Annotated in this window: 10 protein-coding genes; 5 read left to right on the top strand and 5 right to left on the bottom strand. The window is 69.6% G+C overall.

Features of this window, described 5'->3' with window-relative positions; genetic code table 11:
• Positions 1 to 2: 2 nt before the first annotated feature.
• Positions 3 to 2,717, bottom strand: coding sequence for a 4-hydroxyphenylacetate decarboxylase large subunit (gene hpdB, locus R2J76_RS05125; protein ID WP_316414731.1), 2,715 nt, complete (start codon positions 2,715 to 2,717; stop codon positions 3 to 5).
• Between the two features lie 421 nt (positions 2,718 to 3,138).
• Here hpdB and R2J76_RS05120 point away from each other — a divergent pair, with 421 nt between their 5' ends.
• The 5 genes from R2J76_RS05120 to R2J76_RS05100 are packed head-to-tail and all read left to right on the top strand — an operon-like array spanning position 3,139 to position 9,735.
• Positions 3,139 to 3,813 (top strand): tetratricopeptide repeat protein, encoded by a 675-nt coding sequence (locus R2J76_RS05120; protein WP_316414730.1) that lies wholly within the window; start codon positions 3,139 to 3,141, stop codon positions 3,811 to 3,813.
• Positions 3,810 to 4,364 (top strand): DUF4125 family protein, encoded by a 555-nt coding sequence (locus tag R2J76_RS05115; protein WP_316414729.1) that lies wholly within the window; start codon positions 3,810 to 3,812, stop codon positions 4,362 to 4,364. The genes R2J76_RS05120 and R2J76_RS05115 overlap by 4 nt, the downstream gene beginning before the upstream one ends.
• Positions 4,352 to 5,209, top strand: coding sequence for a DUF4037 domain-containing protein (locus R2J76_RS05110; RefSeq protein ID WP_316414728.1), 858 nt, complete (start codon positions 4,352 to 4,354; stop codon positions 5,207 to 5,209). The genes R2J76_RS05115 and R2J76_RS05110 overlap by 13 nt, the downstream gene beginning before the upstream one ends.
• Before the next feature lie 51 nt (positions 5,210 to 5,260).
• On the top strand, positions 5,261 to 8,305 hold the full coding sequence (locus tag R2J76_RS05105; protein ID WP_316414727.1) for a serine/threonine-protein kinase: 3,045 nt from the start codon (positions 5,261 to 5,263) through the stop codon (positions 8,303 to 8,305).
• Complete coding sequence (locus R2J76_RS05100) at positions 8,305 to 9,735, top strand: aminotransferase-like domain-containing protein (protein ID WP_316414726.1); 1,431 nt, start codon at positions 8,305 to 8,307, stop codon at positions 9,733 to 9,735. Before R2J76_RS05105 ends, R2J76_RS05100 begins: the two co-directional genes overlap by 1 nt.
• Before the next feature lie 7 nt (positions 9,736 to 9,742).
• Here the strand turns inward: R2J76_RS05100 and R2J76_RS05095 are convergent, their stop codons facing one another.
• Genes R2J76_RS05095 through R2J76_RS05080 form a run of 4 tightly spaced genes read right to left on the bottom strand, consistent with a single transcriptional unit; the run spans position 9,743 to position 14,957 of the window.
• Complete coding sequence (locus R2J76_RS05095; RefSeq protein ID WP_316414725.1) at positions 9,743 to 10,387, bottom strand: C39 family peptidase; 645 nt, start codon at positions 10,385 to 10,387, stop codon at positions 9,743 to 9,745.
• Between the two features lie 26 nt (positions 10,388 to 10,413).
• Entirely contained in the window at positions 10,414 to 11,043 is a 630-nt protein-coding gene (locus tag R2J76_RS05090; RefSeq protein ID WP_316414724.1) for a hypothetical protein, read from the bottom strand.
• 2 nt (positions 11,044 to 11,045) lie between these two features.
• Positions 11,046 to 14,195, bottom strand: coding sequence for a TonB-dependent receptor (locus tag R2J76_RS05085; RefSeq protein WP_316414723.1), 3,150 nt, complete (start codon positions 14,193 to 14,195; stop codon positions 11,046 to 11,048).
• A gap of 27 nt (positions 14,196 to 14,222) precedes the next feature.
• The gene (locus tag R2J76_RS05080) at positions 14,223 to 14,957 is read right to left on the bottom strand and encodes a TonB-dependent receptor (RefSeq protein WP_316414722.1); all 735 of its coding nucleotides are present in this window, start codon (positions 14,955 to 14,957) and stop codon (positions 14,223 to 14,225) included.
• Positions 14,958 to 15,107 lie beyond the last annotated feature (150 nt).

The following is a 15,107-nucleotide window of genomic DNA, read 5'->3' as shown; positions in this document are numbered from 1 at the left end:
GTTCAGATCCCTTCGTATTCGGTGCGGGCGATGAGTTCATCCTGGACGGGCTTGCCGATCTCGACCCAGTACTGGGTGAAGCCGGCCACGCGCACCATCAGGTCGCGGTAGTTCTGGGGGTTTTCCTGGGCGTCCTTGAGCACCTTGGTGTCCACGACGTTGAACTGGATGTGGAAGCCGCCCTTGCGCATGTAGGCCTGGCAGAGGTCCAGGAGCTTGCGGGAGCCGCTGGGGCCCTGGATGGCGCTGGGGTGGATCTTGATGTTGAGCTGGGAGTTCTGGGACTGGGTGTGGTCCCAGATGGCGGCGGAGTTCAGCAGGGCGTAGACGCCGTTGCGGTCCGTGCCGGGGAAGGCGGAGAGGGAGGCGTCGGCGTACGTGGTGCCGGCGAGCCGCCCGTCCATGGAGGCGATGGTCGCCGAACCCATGGCGCCGTGTGTGGACACGGAGATCTGGCAGGGATACATCGTATGGGCGAACAGCGACTCGTAGTTCGAGCAGTCGGGGCAGAAGAACTCTTCCCACTCGAGCAGGATCTGGTCGGCGAAGGCTTCGTCGTTGCCGTACTTGGGAGCCTGCAGGCACATGAAGTGCAGCTTGTCCCAGGCGCTGGGGCCGTCCTCGCGCTTCTCCTGGTCGGACAGGGAGAAGGAGTTCACTTCCTTGGCGGTCTTGAAGCCGAAGTTGTCCTTGACGGCCTTCTTCAGGTCCTCGAGGGTGACGGTCTTGTCCACGAACACCAGCTTCTTGATGGCGGCCAGGGAATTGACGGCGGTGATGGTGCCGGCGCTCTCCACGTTGTAGGTGGCGTTGTAGCGGTAGCCCTTCTCGTCGATGAGGTGGCCGGTGTCCAGGCAGTCGGGCTTCATGAGCGAGTTGATGACCGCCATGTTGTTCTTGCGCCAGATGTCGTGCTGGATGTTGTTGGTCAGGGCCAGGATGTCAACGGCCTTCTGCCAGTAGAGCTTGAACTGGTCCCACAGCTCCTCGTAGGTGTTGAACGTGCGGTTGTGGGGCTCGAAGACCTTCTGGCCGGTGCGCTGGTCCACGCCGTTCCACAGGACGGCTTCCAGGATCTTGGGCAGGGCCAGGAAGTGCACGCCCACGGAGGTGGGCTGGCCGGCGCCGCCGGGGATGAAGTATTCCTTGCCGTTCAGGTGCAGGGGCTTCCAGCAGCAGGCGGAGGACTCCAGGCAGCCGCCGATGGCCCAGGCGCGGGCCTCTTCGGGCGTCATGCCCTCGGGGCCGTACTGGTTCATCATGAAGGTCATGGCGCTCTGGTTGTTCATGAACGCGGGGTAGCCGACGCCCGTCTTGATGGTTTCCATGGCCAGCAGGAGGAAGTCCTCGGGGAGCTTCTCGTCGTACAGCAGGGCCAGGGTGGGCTGGGGCATGGCGTTGGTGAGGCCGGCCTTCAGGAGCAGGTACTCCAGCGGGTTGCAGGCGTGCTTGCCTTCCTTGTTGAGGCCGCCGATGCTGACCGTGTTGAAGGTGTTGCCGGAGAGCACGCCGCCCACTACGCCCGCGGAGGCGAAGCAGTCGATGGAGGAGATGCTCAGGCGATAGAGCTCCAGGAGCTCCATGACCTCGTCCTCGGAGATGCGGCCCGAAGCCATGTCCTGCTCGAAGTAGGGGTAGAGCACCTGGCCGATGCGTCCGGGGGACATGCCCGAGATGGCGTCCTCGTTGAGGACGGCCAGGTGGAAGGTGAGGATCATCTGGATGGCGTCGCGGAAATCCCGGGGCTTGCCGTGGGCCAGGTACTCCAGGCGCTCGGCGATCTGGCTGTACTCCCGCTTCTGCGCGGCGTTCTTCTCCAGGCCTTCCAGGCGGCGGGCTTCCTTGGCGTAGTTGCTGATCCAGGTGCTGATGCCTTCCAGGACCAGGATGATGGCCTCGTAGTTGAACAGGCGGTTGGTGCCCTTGATGCCGTCGCCGTCGGCGCGGCCCGCCACCTTGTCCTTGCGTTCCTTGGCCATGGCGATGAGGCCATCGATGCCGTACTCGAGGGGGTAGTAGTAGTTGATGACTTCCCGGCCCTGGGGCAGGGTGTAGCCGGAATCGAACATGCAGAAGATGTTCCGCATGAGGGCTTCCTTCACTTCGTAGTCGGGGACCATCTGCTCGTACTTGTGGCCCAGGTCGTCCACGGACTTGCCCACCCACTTCTTGGCCAGGTTCAGGAGGCCGGGGACCTCTTCCTGGCGCATGCCGAACTTGCCGGCCAGGGAAACCACCTTGCCGAAGCTCTTGGTGACGTTGCCGCCGCCGGTGCCGAACTTGGAGTGCTCGTCGGCCGAGGCGGAACCGCGCTTGAGGGCGTCCTGGTAGAGCTCGTCCTCCTTGGCCATGTAATAGCCCTCGGACAGCCAGGGCATGGGGAAGGACCCGCGGAAGAAGGGGGCCTTGTGCATGACCAGCAGCTCGCCGGGGTAGATGACCGGGGTCAGGTGGCTGAAGGCGGTCTTCAGGGACTGGGCGCGGCGGATGACGGGGATCTCGGAATCCAGGGAGAAGTACTCCCGGGAATACCAGTACGGGAACTCGTTGTTGGCCGAGGACAGCGTCTGCATGAAGATGTCCTTGAGGGCCTTCACGCGGGCGTGGGGCTCCTGGACGATCTCGCGGTCCGTGAGGTTCGCCGGGGAATGGCCGCCCGACTCGAAGTCCATGGGAATGCCGGCTTCGACCAGCACCTCTTTGAGTTTCTTGGGCATCAGATGCCTCCATAGGGATGGATGTGGGATTGGCCGGCGAATCGGCCGGAAAAGCATGGGAATGGAACTCCCCATGGGAGCAAGCCCTGTGCCAACCCCGCGCGAATCGCACTATTTGCTGTATTTAAAAATAGATATCAACTATGCCCATGGGCCCCGGATCTGAATGGCCTCTCAGAAATGAAAATGTGTAACGAAAATTGAACCCAATAAAACGCGCAGGGACGGACGCCAGTCCAGGGCAGGATCGAATTTTTCCGATATAAACATTGTAAACAAAACTTTTAAATTCACATTACAGGGGCCCGGATGGATGAACGTCTCAATTGCTGACGCACATGTCAGCAATTATTACACTCGATTTTAGTGCAATGGCTACGCTCCGTGACCAATATGGTATCTGTTCCGGTAAGGCCCACCCATGCCGAAGACTGAAAAACCCGCCCCGCCTCCGCGCTATGCCGAAGGCCTGCGCCGCCACAACGCCGGCGACCGGGAGGGGGCCCTGGCCTTCTTCGCGGAGCTCGTCCGTTCCTTCCCCGGGGACGCCCCGGCCCATTATTTCCACGGGCTCGTGCTCTTCCGCCTGGGGCGCTTCACCGAGGCGGTGGCGCCCCTTCGCCGCTCGGTGGAGCTCTTCCCGGGGGAGGACGCCTTCGTCAAGCTGGCCCTGGCCCAGGGGCAGACCGGAGACCTGCCGGCATGCCTGGAAACCCTGGAGGAGGCGGCGCGCCGCCTGCCGGCCTCGGCGGAGGTGCGGGCCTACCTGGGCACCACCCTGCGCTCCCTGGACCGGGTGGAGGAGGCCCTGGGGGCCTACGGCGCCGCCCTGGAGCGGGACCCGGACCACGTGCCGGCCCTGTGGGGCCTGGGCCTGGCCCTGGGCATGCGGGACCGCCACGGCGAGGGCATGGCCGCCCTGCGCCGGGCCATCGAACTGGACCCCGCCTTTCCGCCCCCTCATTTCCACCTGGGCGTCCTGGCCTTCGCGGCCGGCGACCCCGGCGAGACCCGCCGGCAGGAGGCCCTCCTGCGCACCCTCGCGCCCAGCTACGCCGGGCGCCTCATCCTGCTCCTCGAAGGGAAGCTCCCATGACCGCCAACCTCATCGACCACATCATCGACCTCGAATGGACCATGTTCCATTCCGTCAAGGCCAGCGAACCCGCCGCCTGCCAGGAGGCGGAGGGCACCTTCCGCACCATGCGCAGGATGAGCCATTCCGTGCTGCCCCCCCAGGTGCTGGAGCCCATGGCCGCCCAGTTGGAAGCCGCCACCGCCCAGGGGCGCAACCTCATGACCGAGAAGTACGCCCGCATGGCCAACCAGATCCCGCCCCTGAGCGACAGCCCCCTCATCGCCGAGGTGGTGGCCGCGGAGGAGGCCTGGATGCTGGCCCTCAACCGCCGCTACCCCCTCACCTTCCCCGGCAAGGGCGATGCGTTCCGCACCTACCTGGAGGCGGACCTGGAGACCTACGCCCCGGCCACCCTGGAGGCCTACGCCGCCTGCGTGCGGGAGGCCCTGGCCGCGGGGCGCAACCTCGTGGAGGAGCGCTTCGCGAACCTCTTCCGGCGCATGGGCTACGCCGACATCGAGGCCCGGGAGGCCCAGACCCGCCTCCAGGCCTTCAAGTGCTGCCAGTAGGCCTCGGCCTCTCCCGGCGCCTCTTCCAGCGCGAAGTGGCGCCCCGCCTGGGGGACCTGCCCGTGGCGGCGGGCCTCGTGGGGGAGGGCTCGGACTGCTTCGGCTTCGACGACGAAGTGTCCCGGGACCACGACTGGGGCCCGGCCCTGTGCCTCTGGCGCCGGCGGGAGGATCCCGCGGCCCCCCTGGAGGCCATCCTGGCCGAGCTCCCGCCCACCTTCGAAGGCTTCCCCGTGCGGGCCACGCCGGGCCGCACCGGGGTGCTGGAGACCGGCGCCTTCTACCGCCGCTTCACGGGCCTGGAGCGGCCTCCGGAAACCGCGGCGGAATGGCTCGCCATCCCCGAGCACGCCCTGGCGGCCTGCACCAACGGCGAGGTATTCGCCGATCCCCCGGGGGCCTTCACGGCCCACCGCGCCGCGCTCCTGGCCCACTACCCCGGCCCCGTGCGCCTCCACAAGCTCGCGGCCTGCCTGGAGGCCGCGGCCCAGTCCGGGCAGTACAACCTCCCCCGGGCCCTGCGCCGGGGCGACGCGGTGGCCGCGGCCCTGGCCCGGGCCGCCTTCCTGCGCCACGCCATGGGCGCCGCGTACCTCCTGGCCCGGCGCTACCGGCCCTTCTCCAAGTGGATGCACCGGGCCCTGCCCGACCGGGACCTGGCCGGGGAGCTGGAGGCCATCGCCCGGGGCGACGACGCCCGGGTGGAGGCCGCCGCGGCCCGGCTCATCGGGAGCCTGCGGGGCCTCACCGCCAGCCGCGACACCTTCCTCCTGGCCCACGCCCGGGAGTTGCGACGGGGCCTGGACCGCGCCCTCCTGGCCCTGAATCCGGGCCTGGAGGGCTGAGGGCCGGGGCAAAGTGATGTAGATTGGAAGGGACCACCCCTGGGCCCCACCTTGGTAGATACGACTTCCCATCCGGCAGTCCCACTCGCGGTAACCTTTCCGCCGAGCCGCTTCGAGCGCCTCGGCCTCCTGGGGCGGGGCGGGATGGGGGAGATCCACCTCGCCCTGGATCATCAGCTCGGCCGTCAAGTCGCCTTGAAATTCCCCCGCCTGGATCACCCCGACCAGGAATTCCAGATCATGGTGGAGGCGCGTTGCCAGGCGGCCATCCAGCACCCCAACGTCGTGCCCGTGCACGAAGTGGGGATCCTCGATGGGCGGGCCTGCATCGTCATGGCCTACATCAACGGCCAGGACCTGATGCGGGCGAAGGACGCCCTGCCCTTGAACGTCCGCGTGGGACTGCTTTCCGGGGCGGCGCGGGGCGTCCAGGCGGCTCACCGCGCCGGCCTCATCCACCGGGACCTGAAGCCCGAGAACATCCTGGTGGATGACCGGGACGGCGAAGGCCTGCGCGCCTACGTGACGGACTTCGGCCTGGCCCGGACCGGGGGCAAGGAACGCGGCGGCCAGGGCGGCCCCGTGGAGGGGACCCTGGCCTACATGGCGCCCGAGCAGGTCCTCGGCAACGGCCTCCTGGACGCCCCGGGGGATGTGTACAGCCTCGGGGCCGTGCTGTACGCCCTGGCCACGGACCGGCCGCCCTTCCTCGCCCTGCCCTTCCCCGGTCCCCTGGATTCCGAACCCAGGCTGCTTTCCCAGGACCCGCCCGGGGGCGGCCCTCCCGCCCTCGAGGACCTCGCGGCGGCCCCGCCCCGGCCGCGCGCGCTGGTCCCCGCCCTGCCCGCGGACCTGGAGACCATCATCCTCCACGCCATGGAGGTGGAGCCCCACCGGCGCTACGCCAGCGCCGGGGAGCTGGCGGACGATCTGGACCGCTTCCTGGCCGGAGAGCCCATCCGGGCCCGCCGCCCCACCCTCGCCTACCGGCTGTTTCGCTTTGCCGCCCGGAACCGGGCCCTCGCGGCCCTATCCCTGCTGGGACCGCTGGTGCTGCTGGCCGGGGCCGCGGCCTTCCTCAACCAGGCGCGGGTGGCCCGGGAGCGCACGATCCTGGCCCAGCGCTACGCCATGCAGGCCCAGCTCATCGAGCACCACCTCCGCCTGGGGCACATGATGCCGGCCCACGAGCGCACGCCCCACCTGGTGTGGGCCCGGGGGCGCATGGAGGAAATGCGGGGCCTGGCGGGGCGGGAAGGCGCCATCGCCCAGGGTCCCTTCGAATACCTCGCGGGATCGGCCCACCTGCTCATGGACCGGCCCCAGGAGGCCCTGGCGGAACTGGAGCGGGCCTGGAGCCTGGGGTTCAGGGCCCCCTTCGTGGCCCAGGCCCTGGGCGAGGCGGTGCTGGAGACCCGGCACCAGGAGGGCGCCCTGCGGCCGCCGAGCCTCGCCCGGGACGGGGACGTGGCCAAGGCCTTCCGCTACCTGAAGGAGGCCCGCATTCCCGGCACCCCCAATCCTCTCCTGGAATCCCGGATCGCCCTCCTGGAGGGGCGGGAGGACGACGCCATCGCCGCCTGCGAATCCGCGCTCCGCCAGACCCCCTGGGCGTACGAAGCCCACCTCCAGATCGGCGGCGTCTGGCTGGGCCGGCTGTGGCGGGCCGAACGCATCCAGGACGTGCAGGCCTTCCTGGGCAAGGCCATGGAGCAATTCGAAGAGGCCAGCCGGATCGCGCCCAGCGATCCCAAGCCCCTCCTCATGAAGGCCCTCGCCATCCGCACCCTGCAGCGGCGCGAGGTGGAGAACGGCCGTTCCCACCCGCCCGCCCTCCTCCGGGAGGCCATCGCCCTGTGCGACCGGGCCGACCGCCTCGATCCCGCCTACGCCCGCGTCTTCGCGGAACGTTCCCTCCTCCGCTGCGTGCTCATCAGCCACCGGGATCCCGCCGAGGCCTCCCGGAACCAGGAGGGGGAGATCGCCCGGATGCTGGCCGATGCCCATCACGCCTTCGACCTGGATCCCGGCCAGGGCATCACCCAGGCGGCCCTGGGCTGGGCCCTGAACACCCAATCCGAGCACGCCTTCCGGCGCCGGAGCCCCGGTCTCCCGGACCTCGTCTCCCAGGCCACCGGGGCCCTGCGCGACCTGGTCCAGCGCCATCCCCTCAATCCGTACCTGAACCGGGCCTACGCCTATTCCCTGTGGAACACCGTGGACCTGCAGCAGGAGGCGGGAATCGATCCCCGGCCGGCCTCCCGGGAGATGCTCGCCCACATGCGGGCCTCCCTGGACCTCCAGACCCTTCGCCAGCAGGCCCAGGGGGACCGGGCCCCGGAGATGGGCGAACTGGGGGAGCGCCTGACCTACCACGCGGAACTGGAGCGGCTGTGGGGGGACCCCGCGGCCGCGCGGGCGGCCCTTCGCGAGGGGCTGGCCCTGCTGGAGGGCCTGAACGAGAAGGCGGGCCTCCTCCGGAGCCTCCCCTTCGTGAGGTCCTGGAACCTCCTGGCCCAGGCCCAGCTCGATGCGGACGCGGGCGGGGATCCGGGGCCGGCCCTGGACCGGGCGGCCGCGTACGTGGCCGGCATCCCCGGCAACGAGCTGGAAAGCGCCTACAACCGCATCCCCCGGTTCCTGCCCTGCCACCGGGCCCTCCTGGAGGCCCAGCAGGCCTTCCGCCGGGGGAGGGACCCCCGCCCCGCCTTGCGGGCCTGCCGGAGGGCGGCCCTGGGGGAGGCCATGGGGCGGGCCAACGCGGGCTATCCCCTCTACGCCCTCGTCCTGGCGGCGGTCCAGGAGGTGCGGTACGCCCTCCCGCGGGGCCTGGACGCCTCCGCCGCCGCGCGCCAGGGCACCTGGGCCGCCCACCGCCTCCAGGCGCTGGAACTGCGCCGGTGGCCCGTGGATGCCCGCACGGGCCTCGCGGAATTCGGCCTCGCGCATTTCCGCCTGGTCCCCCCGGGGCCCCACCGGCCGTCCATCGACGCCCTGAAGGCACTGGGGTCCCGGCGGTCGGTCATGGCCGGAGCCCTGTTCCCGGACCCGGCCTGGGAACGGTGGCTGGACCCGGCCTCCCGGGGAGCGGCCTGATGCGGAACAAGCGGATCGACCTGAACCTGGACGCGGCCTCGGGGCAGCCCATCACCCTCCAGATCGTGGACGGGCTCAAGGCCGCCATCCGGGACGGCAGGCTCCAGCCCGGCGATGGCTTCCCCAGCACCCGGACCCTGGCCGGGAGCCTCGGGGTGAGCCGCAACACGGTGCTGGACGCCTACGCGGAACTGACCGCGGAAGGCTTCATGCAGGGGCGGGGCGGCAGCGGCAGCTATGTGGCCGACCCGCTCCCCCCGGACCACCGGGGGGCCGCGCCGCGGGGTGAGCGCCTGGGTTTCAGCCTCCCCGAGGCGCCCCGGGTCGAGCGCCTCCCGGACACGGTCTTCACCTGCCTCACCGGGCAGGTGGACCCCCGCATGCTGCCCACCCTGGCCCTGGCCAGGGCCTACCGCAAGGCCATGGAATCCCGCGCCTCGGCCCGCCCCCGCCAGCGGGACGCCGTGAGCGAGGCCCACCTGCGCACCTGCATCCTGGAACTCCTGGGACAGACCCTGGGCCTCGCGGGGGCCCCGGGCAACCTCCTGCTGGCGGGGGGCTTCGAGGCGGCCCTCCAGATGGCGGCCAGCGCCATCCTGGCTCCGGGGGACGTGGTGGCCGTGGAGGACCTGGGGTCCAGCCGGCACTGGGGCATCCTCCGCCAGGCGGGGGCGCGGCTCGAACCCATCCCGGTGGACGGCGGGGGCCTCTGCGTGGAGGCCCTCCAGGAAGCCTCGGCGCGGCTGCCCATCCGGGCCGTCCTCCTGTCGCCCCGGTGCCAGTACCCCACCACGGTGCCCCTGGCCCCCGCCCGGCGCCGGGCCCTGCTGGCCTGGGCGGAAAAGCAGGGGGCCGCGCTCCTGGAATGCGACGCCGAATCGGGGATCCAGTACGGCGCCGCGGCCCCCATGCCCCTGGCGGGGGAGGACCGGGGGGGCAACGTCGTGTACCTGGGCTCCTTCACCAAGGCCTTCTTCCCGGGCCTGCCCCTGGCCTTCATCCTGGGGCCCAAGCCCCTCATCGACCACCTGGAGGCGAGCCCCTGGCACCGGGAATTGGGCGCGGATCCCGTCTTCGAAGGGGCCATGACGGGCCTCTACCTGGAAGGCGAATTCGGCCGCCACCTGTCCCGGCTGAGGACCACCCTCCTGGCCCGGCGCAACGCCCTGGACGCCGCCCTGAAGGCGCACCTGGGGAATGCCGTGAGCCATGTCCTGCCGGAGGTGGGCATGGCCATCTGGGTCCAGGTGCGGGACGGCCTGGACGTGGGGCGCTGGGCGGAGCGCGCGGTCAAGCACGGCGTGGCCTTCTCGGCGGGCACCCGCTACCAGTTCGAAGGCAAGCCGGTGCAGGCCCTGCGCCTGGGATTCGCCTCCCACAGGGAGGCCGAGCTGGAGGAGATCGTCCGCCGCATGGCGGCCGCGCGCTGACCGCCGGTCAGGGATTCACGGTGAGGGTCCATTTCCAGGTGTGGGTTCCCCCGCCCCCGCCCGGGTCCGCCCCGGACACCGCCCAGGCGTAGGAGACGACCTTGATCCCTTCGTTGGGCCAGGGATCCATGAGGATCAGTTCCTCCTCCCCCGCCGAGGTGTCCCACCCCATGCCCGCCAGGATGTGGCCCCCGCCCGACGACCAGGCCCAATTGACGAAGAAGGGCCGGCCGGCGTCGATTTCCGCCTGGGCCTGGGCGAAGGTGAGGGCCGAGGCCCGGCCGGTTCCGGGATGCCCGTAGTGGCCCATGAGGGTGGAGACGCTGGGGGCCGGCCCGTACAGGGCCTCGATCGGGCCGTTGGCGGTGGTGTCCGCCCAGGCAAAGGTCGGGTTCCCGCAGGCGTAGGTGATGTTCCGGACCTGGTTCACCACCTCGCAGGGCTGGACGGGCGTCCCCAGGCAGGTCAGGATGCTGGCGCTGGAGGCGGCCCAGCACCATTCGCTGTGTTCCTGGATGCGTTCGGCGCACGCCAGTTGTTTGCGCCCGGGCGCAGGGGCGGCCGGGTCCTTGGCGCCGCCGCCGCAGTGGAGGGACAGGATGAGCGGAGCGAGGGCCAGGGCCGGGGCGGCCAGCCTCCTGAAGAAGACCATGGATCCTCCCGAAAGGGCGGGTTGCGTCAGGGAAGGAGATTCCGGAGCTCGGTCCCGGTGATGGCCTTGCCCGGGGGCGTGATCCGCTCATAGACCGGCGCGGCCCCGGACCGCGCCACTTCCAGGAAATCCTGGTGGAGTTCGGGGACCCGGACGAACCGCAGGCGGGAGGTGCCATCCCCCAGGTGGAGGCGGCCGAGGGAATCCAGGATGCCGGCCAGGGCTCCGCTCCCCACCTCCACCACCTTCGGACGGCCCTCCACGGTCGCCACGGTCAGGAGCCCCACGGTCCGGCCCCCGGCGAGCACCGCGAACCGGTAGATCCCCGCGGACTCCAGGGCGGCCTCCACGCCGCCCCGGGCCCGCAGGGCCCGGGCGGAGAGGGTGAACACCTCGAATCCGAACCCCAGGGCGGCGTCCTGGAGTTCCCCGGCGGACCGCACCCCGAAGGGGAGTCGGGCCCGGGAGGCCTCGGTACCGGCCAACCGGCGTTCCAGGTCCGCCTGGGCCACCCGCCGGCATTCAGCCATGCGGGGCGAAGGGGCCCCGTAGAGGCCCTCCACCGTTTCCTGGGCCCGGAGCCCCGCTCCCCCAAGGAGGAGCAGGGCCGCCAGGATCCCGGGAGCCCGGCGAGCGGGAAGGGAGCGGGGCGCCATCGCTAGAACCGGAGTCCAAGCGTCCCGATATAGGAGCGACCGTCATTCCAGAAATTGGAAACCGCCGGGTTGGCCTGGCCGAAGTTGGCGTTGTCCACGTAGAGGGCGTTGGTTCCATTGGAGTAGTACCAGATGCTCCCGGAGTCGTAGCCCGTCTGCAGGATGTGATTGAAGAGGTTCTGCACGCTCACGGACCCGAAGACCACCGGCAGCCCCGCGCCCAGGGGGAAGGACCATCCGAGCTTGAAGTTGCAGGAATAGTAGTCGTTGTTGGTGTAGGCCCCCCTTCCGTCCCAGTACTTGGTGTAGATCGTGGGGGCCGCCACGGTGTGGGCGGGGGTGGGCATGAGGCCGGCGAGGGGTGCCTGATTGGTCGCCGACCACGTGGTGCCGGCGTCGTACTGCAGCACCCACGACGCGGTCACGGTGCCCTTGCCCACGGGGTAGGTGGCCAGGAGGACCAGGCGGCCGCGGTTGCTCTGGTCGTTCATCAGCCGCCCGCTGGGGGCGAATTGGGATTCGGGAACCCCCATGGCCGTCAGGGCCCGGCGCTGGGAATAGTAGGCCGTCGTGCTCGTGTCCCGGAAGGACGAGGAGGAGCTCTGGCCGTCCTCGGCATTGCCCACGAGGCGTCCGTACGTGTAGCTTCCGGTCAGGGACCAGACCCGGGAAAGGGTCTGCTTGAATTCGAATTCCAGGTCGGTGTACCGGCGGTAGAGGTCGCTGGAGTTGAAGACGTCGATCCTGGGGGTGTACTGGGTGGCCAGCCTGCCGCTGGGGTCCTCGATGGCCACCATCGTATCGGCGGCGTAGTCCGTGGAGAAGGCCCAGATCTGCTTCCACTGGCGGTAGACGGCGGTGACGCGGGCGAAATCCCCGTTGTCGAAATTGCGGCGGTACCCCAGGGTGATCTCGTCCATGTGGGACGGCTTGAGGTTGTCCGCGAGCTTGTAGACCTTGGAGGAATCCCAGGCCTCGAAGGCGGTGGCGCCGTTGTTGCCGGTGTAGTTGGCCGGGTTCATGATCTGCGCGAAATCCACGAAGCGCACGCCGTAGGCCTGCGCCCCGTTCACCAGGTCCCCGGAGGTCCCCGGCAGGGCCTGGTTGCCGATGCCCGACCAGCCGAAGCCCGTGTAGGCGCTCCTGGCGCTCTTCACGAAGGCGGAGGTGAAGGCCGTCGTGAAGTCCCCCCCGAACCGCGCGGCGGTGAGGGTCACCAGGCGCTTGTTGTCGCCGCCCAGGTCGAAGCGCACCTGGAACCGGGGCGAGATCTCGGTGGCGGAAGCCAGGCGCGCCCCGTCGATGTCATACACCCGCTGGGCGTCCACCCGGATCCCCCCCATGACCTGCCAGTGGGCGTTGATCGTCCAGTTGTCGTTGAGGTAGGCGGAATAGGAATCGTTCTTGCTCGTGCCGTCCTTGCCGGTGTAGGTGCGCAGCGTGGGCGCGATCCCGATCCGGCCGTTGGGGCTCTGGCCGAACCGGTTGGTGCCCGTCCAGATGAGGGTCGGGAAGAGGTAGTTCTCGGTTCCGGCCTGCTGGTAGGTCCCGCCCACCCGGGCGATGACGTTGTCGGCGCCGAACTGGGTTCCCTCCACGTGGGAGGTGTTGTAGTACTCGAACCCCAGGTCCAGTTCATGCTTGCTGGTGCCCGCGTCCAGGAAGGCGTTCAGGTTCGCCCAGACGTGCTTGTTGTTGCGCTCTTCCCTGGGGGCGGTCCCGTAGGTGAACGGCGCGCCCAGGAAGTTGTACTGCTTGAAGCCGGTGGGCGCGTCGCCGTAGACGTACAGCGCGCCCTGGTTGCCGTAGGCGGGGTCGCCCTGGGGCGGCGTCATGCTCCACAGCTTCTGGTTGAAGCCGGCCTCCAGGAAGGTGCTGGAGGACAGGATGCCGCGGTAGTTCACGTTCAGGGCGCTGTTCTTGTCCTTCTGGGTCGTGGCGTTGGCCCGGCGGAGGATGGGCACGTCCGACCACCACGCCCCGCGGTTGGAGATGTCCAGGGTCCTCCGGACGTACGAGACCTCCAGCGTGTGGTTGTCGAAGATCTGTCCGGTGAGCTTGCCGTCGTAATAGGATTCCTTGGTCTGCTGGTTGTAGAAGTGGATGCCCGGGAACATCTGGGGGGCGTACCCCGAGGCGGATCCGAGGGCCGAAGGCCCCGCCGCCAGGACCCCGTCGATGTTGGCGTTCAGGGTGCGCTGCAGGACCGGGGTGGGCGTGACGGCGGACCAGGACGCGCTCTCCGTGCTGGCGGGGGTGGCGATGGTTCCCAGGGAGAACCAGAGCCGGTCCCGGATGATGGGGCCCGAGACCGTGAACTGGTACTCCCGGTTCGTGGGGCCCTCCTGGGTGTGGTTGGCGGAGGTGAAGGGGTTCGAGGCGTTCCAGCTGGCCTTGGAGACCGTGGCCCGCAGGGATCCCGCGAAGGTGTTGCTGCCCGACTTGGTGACGGCGTTGACCGCGCCGCCCGTGTTGCGCCCGAAGCGCGCGTTGAGGGGGGACAGCATCACCTGGACGTCCTCGATGTTGTCCTCGATGTAGTACTTGCCCACCACCGAACCCTGGTAGTCGTCCTGGATGTCGGTGCCGTTGATGCGGAAGGCCGTGTCCATGGTGGTGCCGCCGCGCACGGCGAAGTAGCCGTTGGCCCCCAGGTTCACGCCCGGGGTCAGGTTGGCCGCGCCCGCGAACCCGCGGTCCACCGATACGGCCTCCAGCTTGTCGGCGGAGAAGTTGACGTAGGTCTTGGTGTCGTTCTTGTCCAGCTCCTGCTGGCCCTCGATCACCTCCACCGTGGCCGTCGCCGCGGCCACGGCCTTGAGCTGGAGGTTCTGGGAGACGCTGGCGCCCAGGCCGAGGCGGACATCCCGCGCCTCGCTGCCGACGAAACCGTCGGCGAGGGCCTGGATGCGGTAGGTGCCGGGGGGCAGCCCCACGGCGCGCCATTCCCCCTTGGGGGAGACCTGGAGCGTGCGGGGGGAGAAGAGCGCCGGGGAGGAGAGGATGATCCGGGCCCTGGGAACCGGGGCCCCGGCCTGATCCCGCACCTCGCCGGTGAGCTGGCCCGTGGCCTGCTGTGACCAGGCGAAGCTGCCCGTGGCGAGGACCAGGGCGACGGAGGTGAGCTGGGCGAACGAACAATGTCTGCGCATGGGGTATCTCCTGGGTCGGGGGTCGGCTTAGAAGCGGATCGCGTAGGCGATTTCGACGTGGGGGATCATGCGGCTCTTCAGGGCCACGGAATCCGACCCGGTGTGCCCCTCGCCCCAGCCGGGGACGGTGCCCCCCACGTGCACGTAGTTGGCCGACGTGTACCGGAGGCCGAGGAGGTTGAGCTCGACGCTGGACCCTTCATTCACCCGGAAGACCAGGCCCAGGTAGGGGGAGACGGAGACCGTGGAATGGGTGAGGGTGCCGTGGTAGGTGTCCTCCCAGGTGGACCAGTTGGCGTCCGCCACATCGGCGAGGTACTCCTGGCGGAACCGGGAGCCGCCGATCTGGACACCCGCCTGCCAGGCCCAGGCCCCCCGGAGCTCCCGTCCGTAGGCCAGGCGCAGCGTGAGCCCATCGAGCTGGGTCTTGCGGCTGTCCACCGAAGCCTTCGGATCGGCCGGGTTGGCCCCCGGGGCCACGGGGAACGTGGACACGTCCTCGCGGTACTGGTCCCCGGGCTTGTACTGGTAGCCCAGTTCGGCGCTGAACCGGCCCGCGGAGGTGTTGAAGCCCACCTCCAGGCCGCAGCCCAGGGTTTTCCGGGTGAGATGGTCCTGGGAATGGGCGATGCCCAGGGCGGAGCGCAGCTTGAACTGCACCTCCACGGGGGAAGCCTCCGCGGGGGCCGCCGCGAAAGCGCCCGGCGCGAGGGCGAGACCGGTCAGGGCGAGGGTAGCCAAGTGCCGATGGAATGTGCTCATTCGCTTTCTCCTGTGGGTGGGGCGTTGGGCAGGCCGGGATGGAGGCTGGATGGGGGATCGCGGGGATGGGGAGATTTCTCCACGGGGGCGGTCCCCGGTGAAGGACCACTTCGCAGATTTCCCCTGGGCCACCCGTCATTGGCGCGTTTC

It is taken from the genome of Mesoterricola silvestris (assembly GCF_030295405.1).
Taxonomy (GTDB): domain Bacteria; phylum Acidobacteriota; class Holophagae; order Holophagales; family Holophagaceae; genus Mesoterricola; species Mesoterricola silvestris.
Note: the sequence above shows the minus strand (reverse complement) of the source record. Positions and strands in the feature narration are given on the sequence as shown.